Raw genomic sequence first — 15,794 nt, 5'->3', positions numbered from 1 at the left:
GTCGACGCGGGCGCCGATGGGGTGCGGCTCCGGGTCCACGACCCGGAGCCGGGTGAACTGCCCGGCTCCGCTGGCGGCCTCGTCGATGCGATGGCCGAGAGCGGACGCGGGCTCTTCCTCGTCTCCGCGCTCGCCCCGGACTGGGACGCCGTCCTGACTCCGGTCGGCAAGCAGATCCGATGCCTGCTGCCCTACCCGCCGGGCGAGTGCACCCGCCAGCGCGCCGTGGGTGCGGCCTCCACCGCCGCCTGATGTGCGACCCCCCGGACCGGCTCCAGGAACCGGCCGCCGAACACGCCAGCCGAAGAGAGCTAACGCCGTGACCGAAGACATCATGATCGCCGACCGTCAGTGGCACGAGGCGGTCCTCCAACCCCCGTATGGCCCGCCGCTCCGGAGGGGGCGCGCGAAGGACGTGGTGCTCGCCGTCTGTGCCACGGCGGTGATCGCCGCCTCGGCCGCAGTGCTGTCGGACCTGCCCTTCACCGACCAGGTCTGGCTCGCGCTCTTGGCCCTCACGGTCCCCGCCGCGCTGCCCGCCTTCGTGCTCGCCGCCGGGTCCTTCGTGCGGAGGGCCCGGCGAAGGCGGCCGGCCGGATGAGCGACGGCACCCCACAGCCGCGGCCGGTTTCCCTCCCGCCCGCCGCCAGTGGAAGTTCGGACGATGCGCGTGCTGCGACCGTCAGACCCTGGTCGCCCCCGGACCCGCGATCACCGCCGACGACGGCGAACCGGTCACGCTGCCCTACTGCCAGGACGGCTTCGAGCGGGCCGGGCGCTACGTCCACCGCACCCGGATGCGCGCTCAGCTTCACAACCGGCAGTGCGCGGCGTGAGCTTCATCGAGAGCGCCGACGGCGACCTCGACCTTGATACCTATTACGAGGGCGGCGACTGGCCCCTCCTGGAGATCGTCCGCAGCGACCCCCTCCCCAAGGGGAAAGAATTCGAGCACCCGGCCTGCTGAAGGCCCCGTCCGTGCCGGCTGCTGAGAGCTTGCGGTGCCCGACCCGGGACCGCCACAGCCCACGCGCGCTACCAACCTGCGAACCGGGGACAGCAACGATCTTCAGAGCTGCTTTTGAGTCGAACTTCGAAGGCTCCCCTCCCAGCCGCGCGTATCCGCCCGCGCGGCGGGCAGTCCTGGCTAGCGTCCAGGGCGGGGCACCGAGTTCGGCGCCGCACGTGCCAACCCCCTGACAGAAAAGGTAATCGGATGACTGCCATTGACGATTCGCCGGTCCGCGATCCCAACGTGCTGCGTGCGGACATGGTTCGCGCGCTGCGCGACCAGGACGGCGTCAGGACCGAGCCGGTCGCCGCCGCCTTCGCCGCGGTGCCCCGCCACCTGTTCGCGCCGGACGCGCCGGTGGAGATCGCCTACGACCTGCACCGCACCGTGCCGGTGAAGAAGGACGAGAACGGCCTGGAGCTCAGCGTCATGTCCGCGGCCCACCTGCAGGCCGTGATGCTGGAGCAGGCCCGCGTGGAACCCGGCATGAAGGCAATGGAGATCGGCTCCGGCGGAGTCAACGCAGCCTACCTGCAGGAACTCGTCGGCAAGCAGGGCGAGGTCACCACCGTCGACATCGACCGCGACGTGATCGACCAGGCCCGGCGGTGCCTGGACGACGCCGGGTACCCGCAGGTGCGCACGGTCCTGGCCGATGGTGAGGGCGGTGTGCCGGACGGCGCCCCCTATGACGTGATCATCGTGACGGCCGCCGCGTGGGACATCCCCCCGTCCTGGATCGACGGGCTGACGCCCACCGGGCGCCTCGTCGTCCCGCTGACGGTCTGCGGCACGACCCGCTCGATCGCCTTCGAGCGCGACGGCACCGGCCTGGTCAGCCGCTCCTACACCCTAACCCGGTTCGTGCCCATGCAGGGCGAAGGAGCCGCAGAGGAACGCAAGGTGATGCTGCGCGAGGGTGTCGCCGTGCAGAGCGACGACATTCGGATGCCGCTCGACGCCCAGGCGCTGAACCGCGCGCTGGATGCGCCCCGCCTGGAGCGCTGGTCCGGGGAGGCGTACGACCTGCCCGACGAGTTGGAGCTCTACCTCACCCTCAACCTGTCAAGCCCGGCCCGCCTGCACGCCGCCAACGACGTGGTCGAGCGCGGCCTCGTGGAGGCGTCCGCGCTGTTCGGGGTGCCCGCCCTGGTGAGCGAGGACAGCTTCGCCTACCGCACCCGCCGCGAGAACGCGGACACCGGCGGCTTCGAGAGCGGGGTGATCGCCCACGGGCCCGGCGCCGAAGCGCTCGCCGACGAGTACGTCACGCTGCTTCGCCGATGGGCCCGCGACCACCGCCGCCGCGGCGCCGCGACGTTGCGCTACCTGCCCGGCCCCGCGCCCACCCCCCTGCCCGGCAACGCCGTCCTGCGACGCCACGGCATCGTCACGGCGACCTGGCGCTGAGACTCCCGGGCCCCGACCCGGGGCCCGGGTGCACCATCAACCGATCTGCCAAGGAGGCATGCATGACCGTGCAGTTGGAGGGCCCCATCGCGCCCTCGCAGCCGGCCGACGAGCAGCACGACCTGAGCGGCTTCGACCTCGACATCACCATCGTCGAGGGCGGCCCCGCCGCGGACCAGCTCATCCGCCTGACGAACGACGGCTGCAACTCGACGTGCGCGACCGCGTGCGTCGAGTTGCCCGTAACCGGCCAGTCCATCAAGGTGCCCGGCCGCGCGGGGAGCGTGGCCGGGCACCGCACGGCGACAGGAGGGGGCTCATGTACCACCACATCGATGCGGCACTGGTCAGGGCGGCCGCCTGGCACCCCGGCCAGCAGGTGCCCTGGCCGGACCTCGTCGGCGCGGACGCGAACACGCAGTCGTGGAGCTCCTGGCTGCACCAGGTCTGGCAGATACCGGACTTCGCCGCCGCCGTCACGGCCGCCAGCGCGGACCTCGCACACCGGGTGGAACAGATCCGATCCGGCAGGCCCGTCCCAGACCCCGACATGCGGCGCACGGTGTTCGCCGTCGTGCGCTACCTGCTGCGAGCCCGCACCCGCGCCACCCCTTTCGGTCTCTTCGCCGGCATCGCGCCCGCGCGCATCGGCACCGCGGCCGCACTGCGGGTGGGCACCGGGCACCACGCCACTGCCCGAGCCGACGCGGCATCCAGCACAGCCCTGATCGACCACTTCGAGCAGCACCCCTCACTGCGACCCCACCTGATACTGGCCACGACCCCCCTCGCCGTGGAACGCGACGGACACGTGGTCATCGAGCACCGCCCCAGCCGGACCGTCGGACAGGGACCGCAGCACGTGCGCGTACGCATCTCCGCGCCGGTGCGCGAAGCCCTGGACGGTGCGCGGACCCCCATCCTGTGGGGCGACCTCGCCGCGAAGCTGTCCGCTGCCTTCCCGAACGCACCGGCCGCCACGGTCGACACGCTCCTGACGGGCCTGGTCAAGCAGGGGGTCCTGCTCACCAGCCTCCGCCCCGCCATGACCGTCACCGACCCGCTGACCGCCCTCCACCACCACCTGCCGCATCTCGACCCGGCCGAGGCCGCCGGGATACGCCAGACGCCCCGAGGTGCCCTGGACCTGCGGGTGGACTGGGACCTGGCCATCCCCGAGACGGTGGCCGCCGAGGCAGCAGCGGCCGCGCGGGCGCTCACCCACCTCGCTCCCCGGGCGGCACTGACCGGCTGGACCCAGTGGCACGACCGCTTCCTGGAACGCTACGGACCCCGCTCGGCCGTCCTCGTCCTGGACGCCATCGACGCACTCGGCTACCCACCCGGCTACCTCGGCGCCACCACCGCACCGGCGCCCGCCCCGCTGCCCGAACGCGACGCCCGCCTCATCAAGCTCGCCCACACCGCCGGCATGCGGCACCGGCTCGAAGTCGAACTCGACGACGCCGCGCTGGAAGACCTGGCCACCACCGATCCGGGCCACCGAGTGCAGCCGAGCACCGAGCTGACCGTCCGCATCCACGCCGACGACCTCGCGGCCCTCCAGCAGGGCGAGTTCACCCTGCACGTCGTCGGGGTGGCGCGCTCGGCCGGCTCTACCACCGGCCGCTTCCTGGGCATCCTGCCCGACACGGACCGCCGCCGCATGACGGCGACGTACGCCGGCCTGCCCGGCGTGCACGAAGACGCGATCCTCGCCCAGATCAGCTCCACCCCGCTGTCCGCCCGCGCCCAGAACGTTGCCCGCGCCCCACAGGCGGCCGACCTGGTGATCCCGCTCGGCGACTTCCACGGCCCGGACACCGCCCTGCTCCCGGTGACGAACCTGGCCGTCACCGCCGACGCCGAACAACTGCACCTGGTCTCCGTCTCCCGCAACCGGCCCGTGCACACCCTGCTGCTGAACGCCGTCGACCTGGGCCACCACTCCCATCCGCTGGCCCGCTTCCTTGCCGAGGCCCCCGTCGCACTGGCCGTCCCCTGCACAGGGTTCCTGTGGGGCGCCGCCGCCTCCAACCTGCCGTTCCTGCCCGCCCTGCGCTACGGCCGCACGATCCTGTCCCCGGCCCGCTGGCTCCTCACCCAGAGCGACCTGCCCGCCGCCGATACGCCATGGGCCACGTGGGACCAGGCCCTGACCCGATGGCGCCGCGACGTACACCTGCCTGAGCGGGTGTACCTGAGCGAAGCCGATCAGCGCCTCGCCCTCGACCTCTCCCAGCCTGCACACCGGGCCCTGCTGCGGACCCACCTGGACCGCGACGGCACCGTGACGCTCAACCCCGCACCCCAGCCGAATGACCTGGGCTGGACCGGCGGGCGGGCCCACGAAGTCGTCATCCCCCTGGCCACCGACCAGAACTCCGCCCCGGTCAAGACGACGGGCCGCGTCACGGGCCGGAAGCACGGCCACCTGCCCGGCTGCGACGACCGCATCCAGCTCCACCTGCACGGGCGCCGCGAGCGACAGGACCAGATCCTGACCCTCCACCTACCGGCGCTGCTGAACGAACTGGGTTCACCGCCATGGTGGTTCATCCGCTACCGCGACCCCGACGACCACCTCCGCCTCCGGCTGGCGTGTGAGCCCGGGACACTCGGCACGGTCTTCGAGCGCACCGGTGAGTGGACCCGGCGTCTGCGGCGACACGGCCTGATCACCCACACCAGCGTGGAGACCCACCACCCGGAGACCGCGCGGTTCGGCGGTCCGAGCGCGATCGAGGCGGCCGAGCGGTACTTCGCGGCCGACTCCGCCGCCACCCTCGCCCAACTCGCCGCCGCAGGCGCGATGGACACGCGCGCGATCACCGCCGCGAGCATGACGGACATCGCCACCGGCCTGCTCGACGACACCGCCACGGCGATGCGCTGGCTCATCGACCACACCCGCACCAGCCCCACCGCCCCGGACCGCACCGTCTACCGCCAGGCCGTCGACCTGGTGGCCACCGGCCCCACGGCCCTGAGCGAACAGGTCACCGCCGCGTGGGCCGCGCGACGCGAAGCGCTGACCGCCTACCGCCGCACGCTCCAGAGCGCCGGCATCAGCCCCGAGGATCTGCTGCCGGACCTGCTGCACCTCCACCACGTGCGGATGCACGGCCCGGACCTGGACGAGGAACGCGCGCACCTTCACCTGGCCCGAGCCGCCGCCCTGAGCCGGACCGCACGGAGGAAGCAATGACCACGACAGCCCCCGAGGCCACCGCGCTGGCCGCCGTCGACCGGCTCGCCCAGGCGCTCGCCGGAGGCGCCTCGGGCATCGCCCTGCTGCACATCGAGCGCGCCCGCACCGGCCACGGCGACTGGGACACCGCCCACACCTGGTTGCTGGCCGCCCTGCACGGCGACATCAGCGCCGCCGCCAACGCCAACCTGTACTTCGGCGCTCCGGCCCTCGCGTTCATCACCTCCACCGCAGCCGCCGCGCAGGGCCGCTACCGGCGCGTCCTGGACCGCCTCGACGCGGCGACCATCACCGTCACCCGCACCCGCCTGGCCGCCGCCCACCGGCGCATCGACCGCGCCGAACGGCCCCCCATGGAGGAGTTCGACCTGATCCAGGGCCTGTCCGGGCTGGGCGCCTACCACCTGAGCCGGCACCCCCACCACGAGATCACCCGGGACGTGCTCGCCTACCTCATACGCCTGACCGAGCCCCTGCCCGACGCGGCCGGGCTGCCGCCCTGGTGGATGGACGTCGCACCGACCGGCGCACCCCACGCCGACTACCCGGGCGGCCACGGCAACTTCGGCACCGCCCACGGCATCGGCGCCACCCTGTCCGTGCTGTCCCGGGCCCTGCTCCACGACACGGCCGTGCCCGGCACGGCCGAGGCCATCGAACGGATCTGCGCCTGGACCGACCACTGGCGCCAGGACGGTGAGAACGGCCCCTGGTGGCCGGGCCAGCTCACCGTCGAACAGAGCGCCGACCACCACCTCCACCCGGACCTGCGACCCCGGCCGTCCTGGTGCTACGGGGCCAGCGGCACCGCCCGCGCCCAGCAGCTCGCTGGCCTAGCCCTCGGCGACCCGCAGCGCGTGCGCGACGCCGAGGCCGCGATCCTCGCCGCCCTGCGCGACCCGGGGCAACTGGCCAAACTCCCCGAGACCGGGCTGTGCCACGGCATGGCCGGTCTGCTGCACGCCGCGTGGCGTATGGCCACCGAAACCGGCAACCCCGCCATCGCCGCCGAACTGCCGCACCTGGCCGATCGCCTGATCACCGCACTCGACCACGGCGGACACGACCCGGAACTCCTCGACGGCGCCGCCGGGACGGCCCTCGCCCTGCACACCCTCGGCACGGGCCACACACCCGAACCGCACTGGGACACCTTCCTCGCCCTGGCATGAACCCCGGAGGCCCCCTCATGCACCCAACCCCCTGGCACCAGGCCAACGTCACGTTCCACGACTGGGACCGCGCCGAGACCACCGCCCTGACCCACCTCGCCCCGCTCCTGCACGCCGCCGAGAACGACGGCGCCCTCGCCGCCTGGTTCGTCATCCGCAAACGCCCCTGCTGGCGCGTTCGCTACCAGCCCGGCCCCGGCAGGCACGACCGCATCACCCGCGGGCTCGACGAACTGACCGCCGCAGGCCACATCGAAGGCTGGACACCGAGCGTCTACGAACCCGAGGTCCACGCCTTCGGCGGCACCGAAGCCATGGACAGCGCCCACCGGCTCTTCCACCACGACAGCCGCGGCTTCCTGACGGGCGAACCCCGCACCCACCGCAGCGAGACCTCCCTGATCCTGTGCAACCTCCTGATGCACTCCGCCGGGCTGGACTGGTACGAGCGGGGCGACGTCTGGGCCCGCGTCGCCGCCCACCGCGCCCAACCCGAAACCGCCGCTGGGGACGGGCACGACCGGCCGCGCACCGCCGTCCACCGCCTGCTCTCGGTCGACCCGCAGTACGCGATGCGGCCAGGCGGCCCGCTCGCCCACGCCACCAAGCGGGCCCGCGCCCACAGCGCCGCCGGAGCCGAACTGGCCCAACTGCACGCCGCCGGCAGGCTCCACCGCGGCCTGCGCGACGTCCTGGCCCACCACGTGATCTTCGCTTGGAACCGGATCGGCCTGCCCTACGCCACCCAGACCGCGTTCGCCGCCGCCGCCAAGACCGTCGTCTTCGGCCCCGACCCCACCACCGAGAGGAGTACCGCAGACCGTGTGGAAACTCCCTGACACCACAGCCCAGCGTTTTCCCCTCGTCGCCCGGCCCCGCCCCGCCTGCCTGCCTGCCCCTGCCCCTGCGCGTGCGGGCGCTGACCGAACTCGCCCACGCCGCAGCAGATCGGGAGGACCCGAGCGTGGCCTCGACCGTCTACAACCAGGCCGCCCTGATCGCCTCTGACATCGGCGACCCCACCACCGCCCGCGCGATGTGCCGCCGCCACGCAGCCGCCTACCTGCACGCCGCCCCACTCCCGGCCCAGGCCGCGATCCGCGCCCTCGAACCCCTCGTCAACCTCGCGCGCCTCCAACTCCGCGCCGGCCAAGCCGATCAAGGTCGCCAGCATCTCCTGACCCTGTTCGACGCCGTCACCGCCGCCGAGCCCGCCGACATCGAAGGCATCACCGTCCCCGCCGACCTCGTCGCGGACCCCGACGATCGTCACACCATCCGCTCCTGGCTGTGGACCGTCCTGCTCGCGGACGGCACGCGCGCCATGACCGCCGCCGGCCGCTGGACGCAGGCACTCACCCACGTCCAGACGCACCGCGGCATCGGCCAACGCATGCTCGATGGCCGACAAGTCGCCGTCCTCACCGCCCTCACTGATGGGAACAGCGTCCAAGCCAGCGAACTCCTGGCCGAGACCCGCCCCGAAGAGCCATGGGAGGAAGCCGTCGCAGAGTGCCTGGCCCTGCTGTGCCGCCGAGTCTCGGGCCAACCCTGGTGCCTCGCTCTGAAGGGCCTGGCGGCGACCTACACCGAACGTCCGATCGAAGACGGGATGGCCGTCTTCGACACGAGACTGGGGCTCGTCCTCCTGGACGTGACCGCTTCGGACAACGACCCAGTCGCACGCCAGGTCGTCACGGAGCTGCACCGCCGGACGATGAAGGCCACAGACGGCTACGCGGCTCGGGAGGCCCTCGGCCACCCGATGTTCACCGCCTTGGCCACCGACCGGCAGGCGCACGACTGCCGGGGCCTCCTCGGCGCTTGCTCCCTCGGAGCCGGAACGATCCCCACCGACCTCGGCGACCGCATCACGGCCGCGCTCCATGCCAGCGATCGCGTCATTCGCCGCAGCATCGGCCAGCAGGCTTCTCGGCCTTGATTGGCTACCAAGTGGTCCTCCAATCAGCGGACGCGGCCTGAACCGCGAAGGGGGCGGAGGCGATCCTCGACGCGGAGACCGGGTACTTTACAGACGAGGTCAGCGAGGCGCTGGACTACGTCGGGTCGGCCCTGCTCGTGATGGATCGAGTGACCCTTGACGAGGCGTGGCGGGGCTAGGGCCTGGGAACTGCACTGCCTCATCCCCAGTCATCCATCTCCTGATGCCCGGCCGCCGTGCAGTGGCTTGCTGGCCGGGTATCTCCGACTTCACCGGGCAGCGGCTGAGGGAGCGGGCCGGAGCGGGCCGAGTGGGACCGCGTGACACAGATGATCGCCCGCGGGTGGGAGCGCCTGGGCTTTCGCCCCCACCGAGACAACGTCTTCTTACTCTCGCCCACCTAGCTCGTCCTGGAGAAACAGAGGGAGGTTCTGCGCGCCCGGATGGCGGAGCTCTCCCTGGCGTGGAAGGCCGAAATGGAGGGTCGGTGAGCGATCCTGGTGCAGCGGGATATTCCGGCGCAAGGGGGTCGGCCTGAGCTCATCGGCCTCGGTGCGCGCGGGAATGGCGGGCCGGCGGGGATCCTACGGCAGGCGGGCTACCACTGCCAGCGGGCGACCGTGACGACGGCGGGCGATGCCTCGGCCTCGGCGATGATCTCCACCATGGACAGGTCGGCCTTGAAGCGGTGTCCGTTCCTCTCCTCCACGGCGGCGAAGCGCGCAGCCAGCGCGGGCTGAAGCTGCGCGGTGCGGACGAGCGCCGACCGTGACGCGAGGACGCAGAGACGCAGCCGCCTGAAGATTCGGTTGTGTGTAGCGAGCAAGAAGCTGATCCTGATGGCGGCGGCCCCCTGGGTGTAGCCCGGCGGGTCCGAGTCCCCTCGGCGGCGATAGCTCACGGCGCCTCTGGTTGACCGACCGGTCCCGGATCTGGCGCTCCATCGCAGCCGTCTCCCATCCGTCCCCCATGGGAGACGGATGGGAGAAAGATCTTCCCAATCAAGGCTAGCTAAGGCTAGCTATAGCTAAGTAGGGCTAGGTTTCGGAGCGAATAGAAGCAGGCAGGACGCCGACCTGGCCTTACGTCGACACAGCCGTTGATCGCCCTGATCAACATCGCGGTCGTGGGCCCCGTGCTCGTGGGCGGCGCGGTGCTCGCCGATCAGCGCCTCGGCGGCGCGGGATCCCTGGGCGTCGTGCTCTCCGGTTTCGGTGCCGGCTCACTGGCCGGCTCCCTGACGGCCGGGTGGCGGCCGCCCGCCCGGCGCGGCCGGAGCGTGGTCGGCGGTGTCGCGGCGATCGGCGCAGGCATGGCCGGACTCGCCGCCGTCACCCAGGTCGTCGCCGCGACGGCGGTCGTCTCGCTCATCGGCCTCGGATCCGGGTTCCTCGGAGTGGTGGTCGTGGCCACTCTGCAGGAGCGGGTGCCCGAGCAACTGCTGGGCCGGGTGCTCAGCCTCGTCGTGCTGGCCACGGTGGCGTTCGACCCGTTCTCCTACGTGATCGCCAGCGCCCTGCTCCCCTACGGCACGACGACGCTGTTCCTGGTCTGCGGCAGCGCCGTCCTGGCGTGCGCCGGCCTGGTCGCCACGAGCCCGGCGATCCGCTCCCTGCGCTGACCGTGTCGATCGCCGGTCGTCCGCCGATCACCGGGCCCGGTGCCGGGCCCGGCCGAGGCCCCCGTCGGCGAAGATCTGCGCGCGGTCGCGGCACGTGGGTCGAGGCGGGACTCTTCGAGTGAAAAACCGGAGCAGGGCCGCCTGAGCGGCGCTTCGCCAACGATTGAACGGTATTCCGACCATATGTTTAACTCCGGCGCTCACAGCGGCGGTGCTCGTGCCCGGAGTGCATTCCCACGTGCCACGGAGCATTCCCACGTGCCACAGACCACGAAGCCAAGAGGAACAGTCATGCGCTCCACCCGCCGCGCTCTCGCCGCTTCCATCGCGGCGGCCTCCGCCTCAGCCTTCGGCCTGGCCCTCCTCTTCACGGGCGGGACGTCCCAGAGCTCCGATGCCACGCAGGTCCGCACGGTCAACGCCCTCGGCACCTCGCAGAGCGAAGCCGAATCATCCTGGTCACCCTCCACCGATCCGGACTCGGACGACTTGGTGCCCCGTTGCTTCAGCTACGGCGGCCCCTACTGCGGCTGGGTGCGAGCCTACTGGGGCGGCTGCGACAGGGACTGGGGCCTGAGCTACGGCTTCAAGGACCCCGACGTGCTCTGCCCCCACGACCCCCGCCCGAGCCCCTCGGCCACGGCCAGCCCCTCCGCCACGGCCAGCCCCTCCGCCACGCCGAGCGCCTCGGCCACGCCCAGCCCGTCCGCCAAGCCCAGCCCCTCGGCCACGCCCAGCAGCGCTCGGCCACAGCCGGCCCCTCCGCCATACCCGAGCCACTCGGACGAGCTCAGCCCCTCCGCCACGCCCAACCACTCGGACGAGCTGAGCCCATCGGCCTCGCCCGCTGCCCCGGGCGTGCCCAGCCCGTCGGCCGTACCCAGCCGCTCGGACGAGCCCAGCCCCTCGGCCGTGCCCAGCCTCTCGGCCACGCCCGGTTCCCCGACCGCACCCAGCGCTCCGGGCGAGCTCAGCCCCTCGGCGGAGCCCAGCCCCTCCGCCGGAAGCAGCAGCTCCTTCTGATGGGCCCCGTCAGGCCGCAGGAGAGAGCCGGCGATTCGCCGACCTGATGACGGACCCGACGGCCTCGACGAGGGCGTGGTCCGCACCACCGAGAACAGCACCCGTGCGCCGTCTGCCTCCGCTGGGCCCTCAGCTGGGCCAGTTCGGACAAGACCAGCTCGGCGCGCTCGGTCTGGTCCTCAACGCCATCGCGCTCTGGACGACGCGCCACATCGACGCCGCCGTCGCCCGGTCGCTCAGAGGAGGGCCCCGCCGGAGACCTCGATGCGCTGGGCGGTCATCCAGCGCAGGCCCTCGGAGGCCAGCGCGGCGATGGCGTCGCCGATCTCCTCAGGTTCGCCGACGCGGCCGAGCGCGGTCTGCCCGGCCAGAACCTGGCGCATCTCGGCGTCGTCCCGCATCGCTCCACCGTTGAAGTCGGTGGCGGTCGGTCCCGGGGCGATGGAGTTGACCCGGATGCCGCGCGGGCCGAGTTCTGCGGCGAGGGTGCGGCTCAGGGCTTCGACGGCGGCCTTCGAGGCGGAGTAGACCGAGGTGGCGGGGCTGGTGTGGCGGGTCAGTGACGTCGAGACGTTGATGATGCGGCCACCCTGGGTCAGCAGCGGCACAAGTGACCGGATGAGGAAGAACGTGCCCCGGACGTTGGTGCCCATCACCGTGTCGAAGTCGTCGATCGTGACGTCCTCCAGCGGTCCGAAGATCCCCACTCCCGCGTTGTTGACCAGGATGTCGAGCCGCGAAGTACCCCAGCGCTCCAGCTGCTCGCTCAGTTCGGAGGTGAAGGACGCGAAAGAGGAGACGTCGCTGATGTCGAGCCGGAGAACAGCGGCAGTCCCACCCACCGCCTGTACCTGTTCCACCGTCTTCTCGGCCCCGGCCGCATCACCGCGGTGGGTGACCAGGACCCGCACCCCGCGTCTGGCCAGAGCAATGGCGGCTCCACGTCCGAGGCCGCGATTAGCACCGGTCACCAAAGCGATCTTGTCGATCGTCATGAACTGTTCCTCCACCGCGCGGCCACCGGAATTCGCCCGGGCGCCACAGATTTGAATGCGAGTCAATCGACTCGCCTTGCTCTCGTACCGTAGGCAGGATCGTCAAGGCGAGTCAAGTGACTCGCCTCGTGTCTGCGGCATACTGTCCGCATGGCAGCAGAGCTCTCCGCACACCACCGCAGACTCGCTCAGCAGAAACGCGAGGCGATCACCACCGCAGCCACAGAACTGTTCTTGGATCGCGGCTACGACGGCACCTCACTGGCCCGGATCGCCGAAGCGGCCGGGGTCTCGAAGTCCACCCTGTTCAAGCGGTTCCCCACCAAGGCGGCCCTCTTCGAGGCCATCGTCACCGAGTCCTGGCAGCGTGACGCCGGCGACGCCGCCGCGCGGCCACAGACCGGAGATCTGCGCTCCGGACTGACAACCATCGGCCACCGCTATGCCGACCTGGTCGGCCAGCCCGGCATGACAGCCCTGTTCCGGATCGTCATCGCCGAACTGCCTCGTCTCCCCGAACTGGGACGGATGCAGTTCCAGCTCGGCAAACTGCCCTACTTCACGTCCGTTCAGCACTACTTGGCATCCGAGCACGAGGCGGGCAACGCCGATGTCCCGGACGCGGCGAGCGCCGCGAACCAGTTCCTCGGCATGATCGCCAACTACGTTCTGTGGCCCCGCATGCTGCTGACCGACTGGAACCCCTCAGCCGCCGACATCCACGACGCCGTCGAACAGGCCGTCCAGACCATGCTCGCCAGATACACCCCGACCCGCCGGCCTGACCCGAAGCCGGAACGCTGACACTGGCGCGCAATGGTCGACATCCGCGACGCCTCCACTCGGCGGCGCATGTCGGTGGTTCACAACGCCGAGAACCCGAACCTGGACACCACCCGGTCGAGTGGCGTGTAGTAACCGGTCGAGAAGCATGTCGTCGTGGACGAGGTGCCGTTGCACGGGATCTTCGTGTCGGTGTTCCCGGCGATGATGACGCCGACCGGCGCCATCGAGTCGCCCTGCGGGTTGGCCACGGCGGGCCCGCCGCTGTCACCCTGGGCAACAGCAATGCCTGCGCTGCGGGACTTCACCTCGGTCGCGTCGGTGCGCCCCGCCGGCGAGTGGACTCCGACGCGGGTGACCTCCAACTCGCAGTGAAACCCGGACGTGGCGCCGCTGAAACAGGCGGACTGGCCCGGGTCCAGGCGCGCCGGGCCGTACAGCGGGCGGGAGTCGCCGCTGTTCCACTCGCTGCTGTAGAAGCGGGCCGCGGTGCTGGTGTCGGTGGTGATGACGGCAACGTCGAGGCCGCCGTCGGACGCGGTGACCTCGCCGACGACGCGTTGCCCGGTGTAGACGTTCCCGCTGGTCTGGCAGTGGGCGGCGGTGAGCAGGACGCGCTTGCCGTTGACCCAGCCCGGTACGCCGGTGGAGCAGCGGCTGTTGTCGCTCAGTCTGAGGTCGGCCCCGGCGTACCAGGGCGGGGCGTCGCCGGTGCGGCTGCCCTGCGTGGGAGTTTCGGGGGAGCCGATCTGCGGGTGGACGGGGATGCCGGCGATCTGCTCGGCCCGGGTCTCGTAGTCGCGCGCCGGCGCGTCGGCCGGCGCGATGCGCCTGGTGGTCTTCGGCTGGTACGAGAGCACGAGGCCGCTGCCGTCGTTGGCCGGGGAGATCGAGGACCACTCCGTCTTGTCGTTGCCGACGGCGGTGATGAACCTGCTGATGGCCTGGTCCATCTCGGAGAGCGAGTAGGCGGCCGTCCGGTAGTGGACGTCGTAGTCGGGACTGACCGGGCCGGCGGGGTCGTGGCGCATCGCCTCGCGGGTGCGCGTGCGCCAGTCGTCGACGGCCTTGGTGATCCTGGCGGGAACGGCTCCCTTCCAGTAGAGGTCGAGGCAGTGCTCGTCGCCGTGGAACACGATCGAGGCGAAGCTGCTGCCGTCGACCTGTCCAGTGTCGATCAGCCGGTGGATCTCGTCCGCGACGGGCCGCAGGTGCTTCTCGTGGTACTCGCGGCTCAGCAGGATCGTCGGAGCCATACGGGTTTCGTCGGCGGTGTCCTGGGTCCGTGCGACGGCGACGGACGCGGCGCCCAGGACCAGGACCGCTGCCGCGTAAAGGAGTTTCGATCCGCGCATGGAGACACCATAGAGTGACCGGCACCCTCACGCAGAGTTATCGGATCGTATGCGTGCCGCATTTCGGCGAGGAAAGCCGGTCCGGGGCCGGGCAACCAGATCGTACGTTTACTGCGGTGCTGGTGCTCTCGCGCTTGGCGGTCAGGATGGCTGGACTTGGTCGAAGTGGGCGAGGGCTTCGGCGGGGTTCGGGCTCACGAGGCGTTCCAGACCGGCCGTGGTGATCTTCGCCCACCTGCCGGCCCGGGCCCACATCCGCTCCTCGAAGGCGCGGACGGCCTCGTCCGGATCTCCAGGGCCGGTGGCGATGGACTCGGCGAGTTCGGCGCCTTCCAGCATCGCGAGGTTCGCGCCCGCCCCCAACGGGGGCATCAGATGGGCGGCGTCGCCCAGTAGCGTCACCCCGGGGACGTGGGTCCAGGTGTGGGACACGGGCAGGACGTAGAAGGGGCGGTGGACGAAAGCGGTGCCGTGACGGAGGAGGTCGAGGACGGGAGCGGCCCAGCCGTCGAACAGGGCCAGCAGGCTCGATCGCACGGCCTCGTCGTCGGCCAGGTCCGGATTCGCGTGCCAGTCCAGCGGTGCGCGGAACTTGGCGTACACCTTGACGTGGCCGCCGCTGTTGCGCTGGGCGACGAGGGAGCGGTTCACGCCGTACACCGCCACGGAACCGTCGCCGACCAACCGGGCCAGGTCGGGGTGGCGGGTGTCGACGTCGTCGAGGGAGGTCTCGACTGAGGTGACGCCGGTGTAGTGCGGCGTCACCGGCGAGACAGCCGGGCGGACCCGGGACCAGGCGCCGTCCGCGCCGACCACGAGGTCGAACGCCTCCTGCCGCCCGTCCGCGAAATGGACCAGTGCACCATCCCGGGTCCCCGGCACGACCTGCTTCACGCCCTGCCCCCACCGGACGTCGACAGAGCCGAGCAGCAGGTCACGCAGTTGCCTGCGGTCGATCTCGGGATTGGCCCGGTCATCCGGACCGGGCCGCCAGTCGCGCAGGACGGTCCCGTCCGCATCCAGGATGCGCATGGCCTGCCCCTCGGGGCGAGACAGCGCCTCGAACTCCGCCAGCAGCCCCGCCTTGTCCAGCGCGAGCCGGCCCAGCCCTTCGTGCAGGTCGAGCGTGCCACCCGGAGGCCGGGCGTCGGGGGCGGGATCGCGTTCCAGGACGGCGACGGGGTAGCCATGGCGGTGCAGGACACGGGCGAAGGTAAGGCCGCCGGGGCCTCCCCCGACGACAGCGATACGATGCCTCATGTCGATACAC

The 15,794-nt window shown here is 71.6% G+C and carries 15 protein-coding genes and 1 pseudogene; 11 read left to right on the top strand and 5 right to left on the bottom strand.

Features of this window, described 5'->3' with window-relative positions:
• The 9 genes and pseudogenes from ACIQVZ_RS26175 to ACIQVZ_RS26135 form a co-directional block, all read left to right on the top strand.
• Nucleotides 1-252 (top strand): ATP-binding protein (locus ACIQVZ_RS26175; protein ID WP_402453225.1); only part of this gene is annotated, 252 nt, incomplete at its 5' end.
• Nucleotides 253-319: 67 nt separating this feature from the next.
• A complete protein-coding gene (locus ACIQVZ_RS26170; protein WP_402453223.1) occupies nucleotides 320-601 on the top strand; it encodes a hypothetical protein in 282 nt (93 codons plus the stop codon).
• A gap of 231 nt (nucleotides 602-832) precedes the next feature.
• Entirely contained in the window at nucleotides 833-967 is a 135-nt protein-coding gene (locus ACIQVZ_RS26165) for a hypothetical protein (protein ID WP_402453222.1), read from the top strand.
• A gap of 249 nt (nucleotides 968-1,216) precedes the next feature.
• Nucleotides 1,217-2,422: a methyltransferase, FxLD system gene (gene fxlM / locus ACIQVZ_RS26160; RefSeq protein ID WP_402453221.1), complete on the top strand. Its 1,206-nt coding sequence runs from the start codon at nucleotides 1,217-1,219 to the stop codon at nucleotides 2,420-2,422.
• A gap of 62 nt (nucleotides 2,423-2,484) precedes the next feature.
• Nucleotides 2,485-2,643 (top strand): annotated as a pseudogene (locus tag ACIQVZ_RS26155) (FxLD family lanthipeptide); the annotation flags it as partial.
• Nucleotides 2,644-2,741: 98 nt separating this feature from the next.
• Entirely contained in the window at nucleotides 2,742-5,630 is a 2,889-nt protein-coding gene (locus ACIQVZ_RS26150) for a lantibiotic dehydratase (protein ID WP_402453219.1), read from the top strand.
• Complete coding sequence (locus ACIQVZ_RS26145; RefSeq protein WP_402453218.1) at nucleotides 5,627-6,805, top strand: lanthionine synthetase C family protein; 1,179 nt, start codon at nucleotides 5,627-5,629, stop codon at nucleotides 6,803-6,805. The genes ACIQVZ_RS26150 and ACIQVZ_RS26145 overlap by 4 nt, the downstream gene beginning before the upstream one ends.
• Nucleotides 6,806-6,822: 17 nt before the next feature.
• Nucleotides 6,823-7,644 (top strand): thiopeptide-type bacteriocin biosynthesis protein, encoded by an 822-nt coding sequence (locus ACIQVZ_RS26140; protein ID WP_402453216.1) that lies wholly within the window; start codon nucleotides 6,823-6,825, stop codon nucleotides 7,642-7,644.
• Between the two features lie 125 nt (nucleotides 7,645-7,769).
• Nucleotides 7,770-8,747, top strand: a complete 978-nt coding sequence (locus tag ACIQVZ_RS26135; RefSeq protein WP_402453215.1) for a hypothetical protein — start codon at nucleotides 7,770-7,772, stop codon at nucleotides 8,745-8,747.
• A gap of 598 nt (nucleotides 8,748-9,345) precedes the next feature.
• On the opposite strand, the gene ACIQVZ_RS26130 is transcribed toward ACIQVZ_RS26135, so the two are convergent.
• Nucleotides 9,346-9,573: a hypothetical protein gene (locus ACIQVZ_RS26130; RefSeq protein WP_402453214.1), complete on the bottom strand. Its 228-nt coding sequence runs from the start codon at nucleotides 9,571-9,573 to the stop codon at nucleotides 9,346-9,348.
• A gap of 273 nt (nucleotides 9,574-9,846) precedes the next feature.
• On the opposite strand from ACIQVZ_RS26130, the gene ACIQVZ_RS26125 reads away from it, so the two are divergent.
• Entirely contained in the window at nucleotides 9,847-10,368 is a 522-nt protein-coding gene (locus ACIQVZ_RS26125) for a hypothetical protein (protein ID WP_402453212.1), read from the top strand.
• A 578-nt stretch (nucleotides 10,369-10,946) separates the two neighbouring features.
• Here ACIQVZ_RS26125 and ACIQVZ_RS26120 read toward each other — a convergent pair.
• Together ACIQVZ_RS26120 and ACIQVZ_RS26115 are read right to left on the bottom strand one after the other, a co-directional pair.
• Complete coding sequence (locus ACIQVZ_RS26120; protein ID WP_402453210.1) at nucleotides 10,947-11,300, bottom strand: hypothetical protein; 354 nt, start codon at nucleotides 11,298-11,300, stop codon at nucleotides 10,947-10,949.
• A 327-nt stretch (nucleotides 11,301-11,627) separates the two neighbouring features.
• The gene (locus ACIQVZ_RS26115) at nucleotides 11,628-12,386 is read right to left on the bottom strand and encodes an SDR family NAD(P)-dependent oxidoreductase (protein ID WP_402453209.1); all 759 of its coding nucleotides are present in this window, start codon (nucleotides 12,384-12,386) and stop codon (nucleotides 11,628-11,630) included.
• 150 nt (nucleotides 12,387-12,536) lie between these two features.
• Here ACIQVZ_RS26115 and ACIQVZ_RS26110 point away from each other — a divergent pair, with 150 nt between their 5' ends.
• Nucleotides 12,537-13,190, top strand: a complete 654-nt coding sequence (locus ACIQVZ_RS26110; protein WP_350879359.1) for a TetR/AcrR family transcriptional regulator — start codon at nucleotides 12,537-12,539, stop codon at nucleotides 13,188-13,190.
• Nucleotides 13,191-13,249: 59 nt separating this feature from the next.
• On the opposite strand, the gene ACIQVZ_RS26105 is transcribed toward ACIQVZ_RS26110, so the two are convergent.
• Together ACIQVZ_RS26105 and ACIQVZ_RS26100 are read right to left on the bottom strand one after the other, a co-directional pair.
• Nucleotides 13,250-14,524 carry a trypsin-like serine protease gene (locus ACIQVZ_RS26105; protein ID WP_402453207.1) on the bottom strand — a complete coding sequence of 425 codons (1,275 nt, stop codon included), beginning with the start codon at nucleotides 14,522-14,524 and terminating at the stop codon, nucleotides 13,250-13,252.
• A 141-nt stretch (nucleotides 14,525-14,665) separates the two neighbouring features.
• Nucleotides 14,666-15,784 carry an FAD-dependent oxidoreductase gene (locus ACIQVZ_RS26100; protein ID WP_402453206.1) on the bottom strand — a complete coding sequence of 373 codons (1,119 nt, stop codon included), beginning with the start codon at nucleotides 15,782-15,784 and terminating at the stop codon, nucleotides 14,666-14,668.
• Between the last annotated feature and the right edge of the window lie 10 nt (nucleotides 15,785-15,794).

Origin of the sequence: Kitasatospora sp. NPDC098663 (genome assembly GCF_044760075.1) — a bacterium.
Taxonomy (GTDB): Bacteria; Actinomycetota; Actinomycetes; order Streptomycetales; family Streptomycetaceae; genus Kitasatospora.
Note: the sequence above shows the minus strand (reverse complement) of the source record. Positions and strands in the feature narration are given on the sequence as shown.

Coding starts and splice junctions, on each gene's coding strand:
- ACIQVZ_RS26115 (WP_402453209.1), bottom strand. CDS start 12,386: ATGACGATCGACAAGATCGCTTTGGTGACCGGTGCTAATCGCGGCCTC.
- ACIQVZ_RS26105 (WP_402453207.1), bottom strand. CDS start 14,524: ATGCGCGGATCGAAACTCCTTTACGCGGCAGCGGTCCTGGTCCTGGGC.
- ACIQVZ_RS26140 (WP_402453216.1), top strand. CDS start 6,823: ATGCACCCAACCCCCTGGCACCAGGCCAACGTCACGTTCCACGACTGG.
- ACIQVZ_RS26145 (WP_402453218.1), top strand. CDS start 5,627: ATGACCACGACAGCCCCCGAGGCCACCGCGCTGGCCGCCGTCGACCGG.
- ACIQVZ_RS26150 (WP_402453219.1), top strand. CDS start 2,742: ATGTACCACCACATCGATGCGGCACTGGTCAGGGCGGCCGCCTGGCAC.
- ACIQVZ_RS26100 (WP_402453206.1), bottom strand. CDS start 15,784: ATGAGGCATCGTATCGCTGTCGTCGGGGGAGGCCCCGGCGGCCTTACC.
- ACIQVZ_RS26110 (WP_350879359.1), top strand. CDS start 12,537: ATGGCAGCAGAGCTCTCCGCACACCACCGCAGACTCGCTCAGCAGAAA.
- fxlM (WP_402453221.1), top strand. CDS start 1,217: ATGACTGCCATTGACGATTCGCCGGTCCGCGATCCCAACGTGCTGCGT.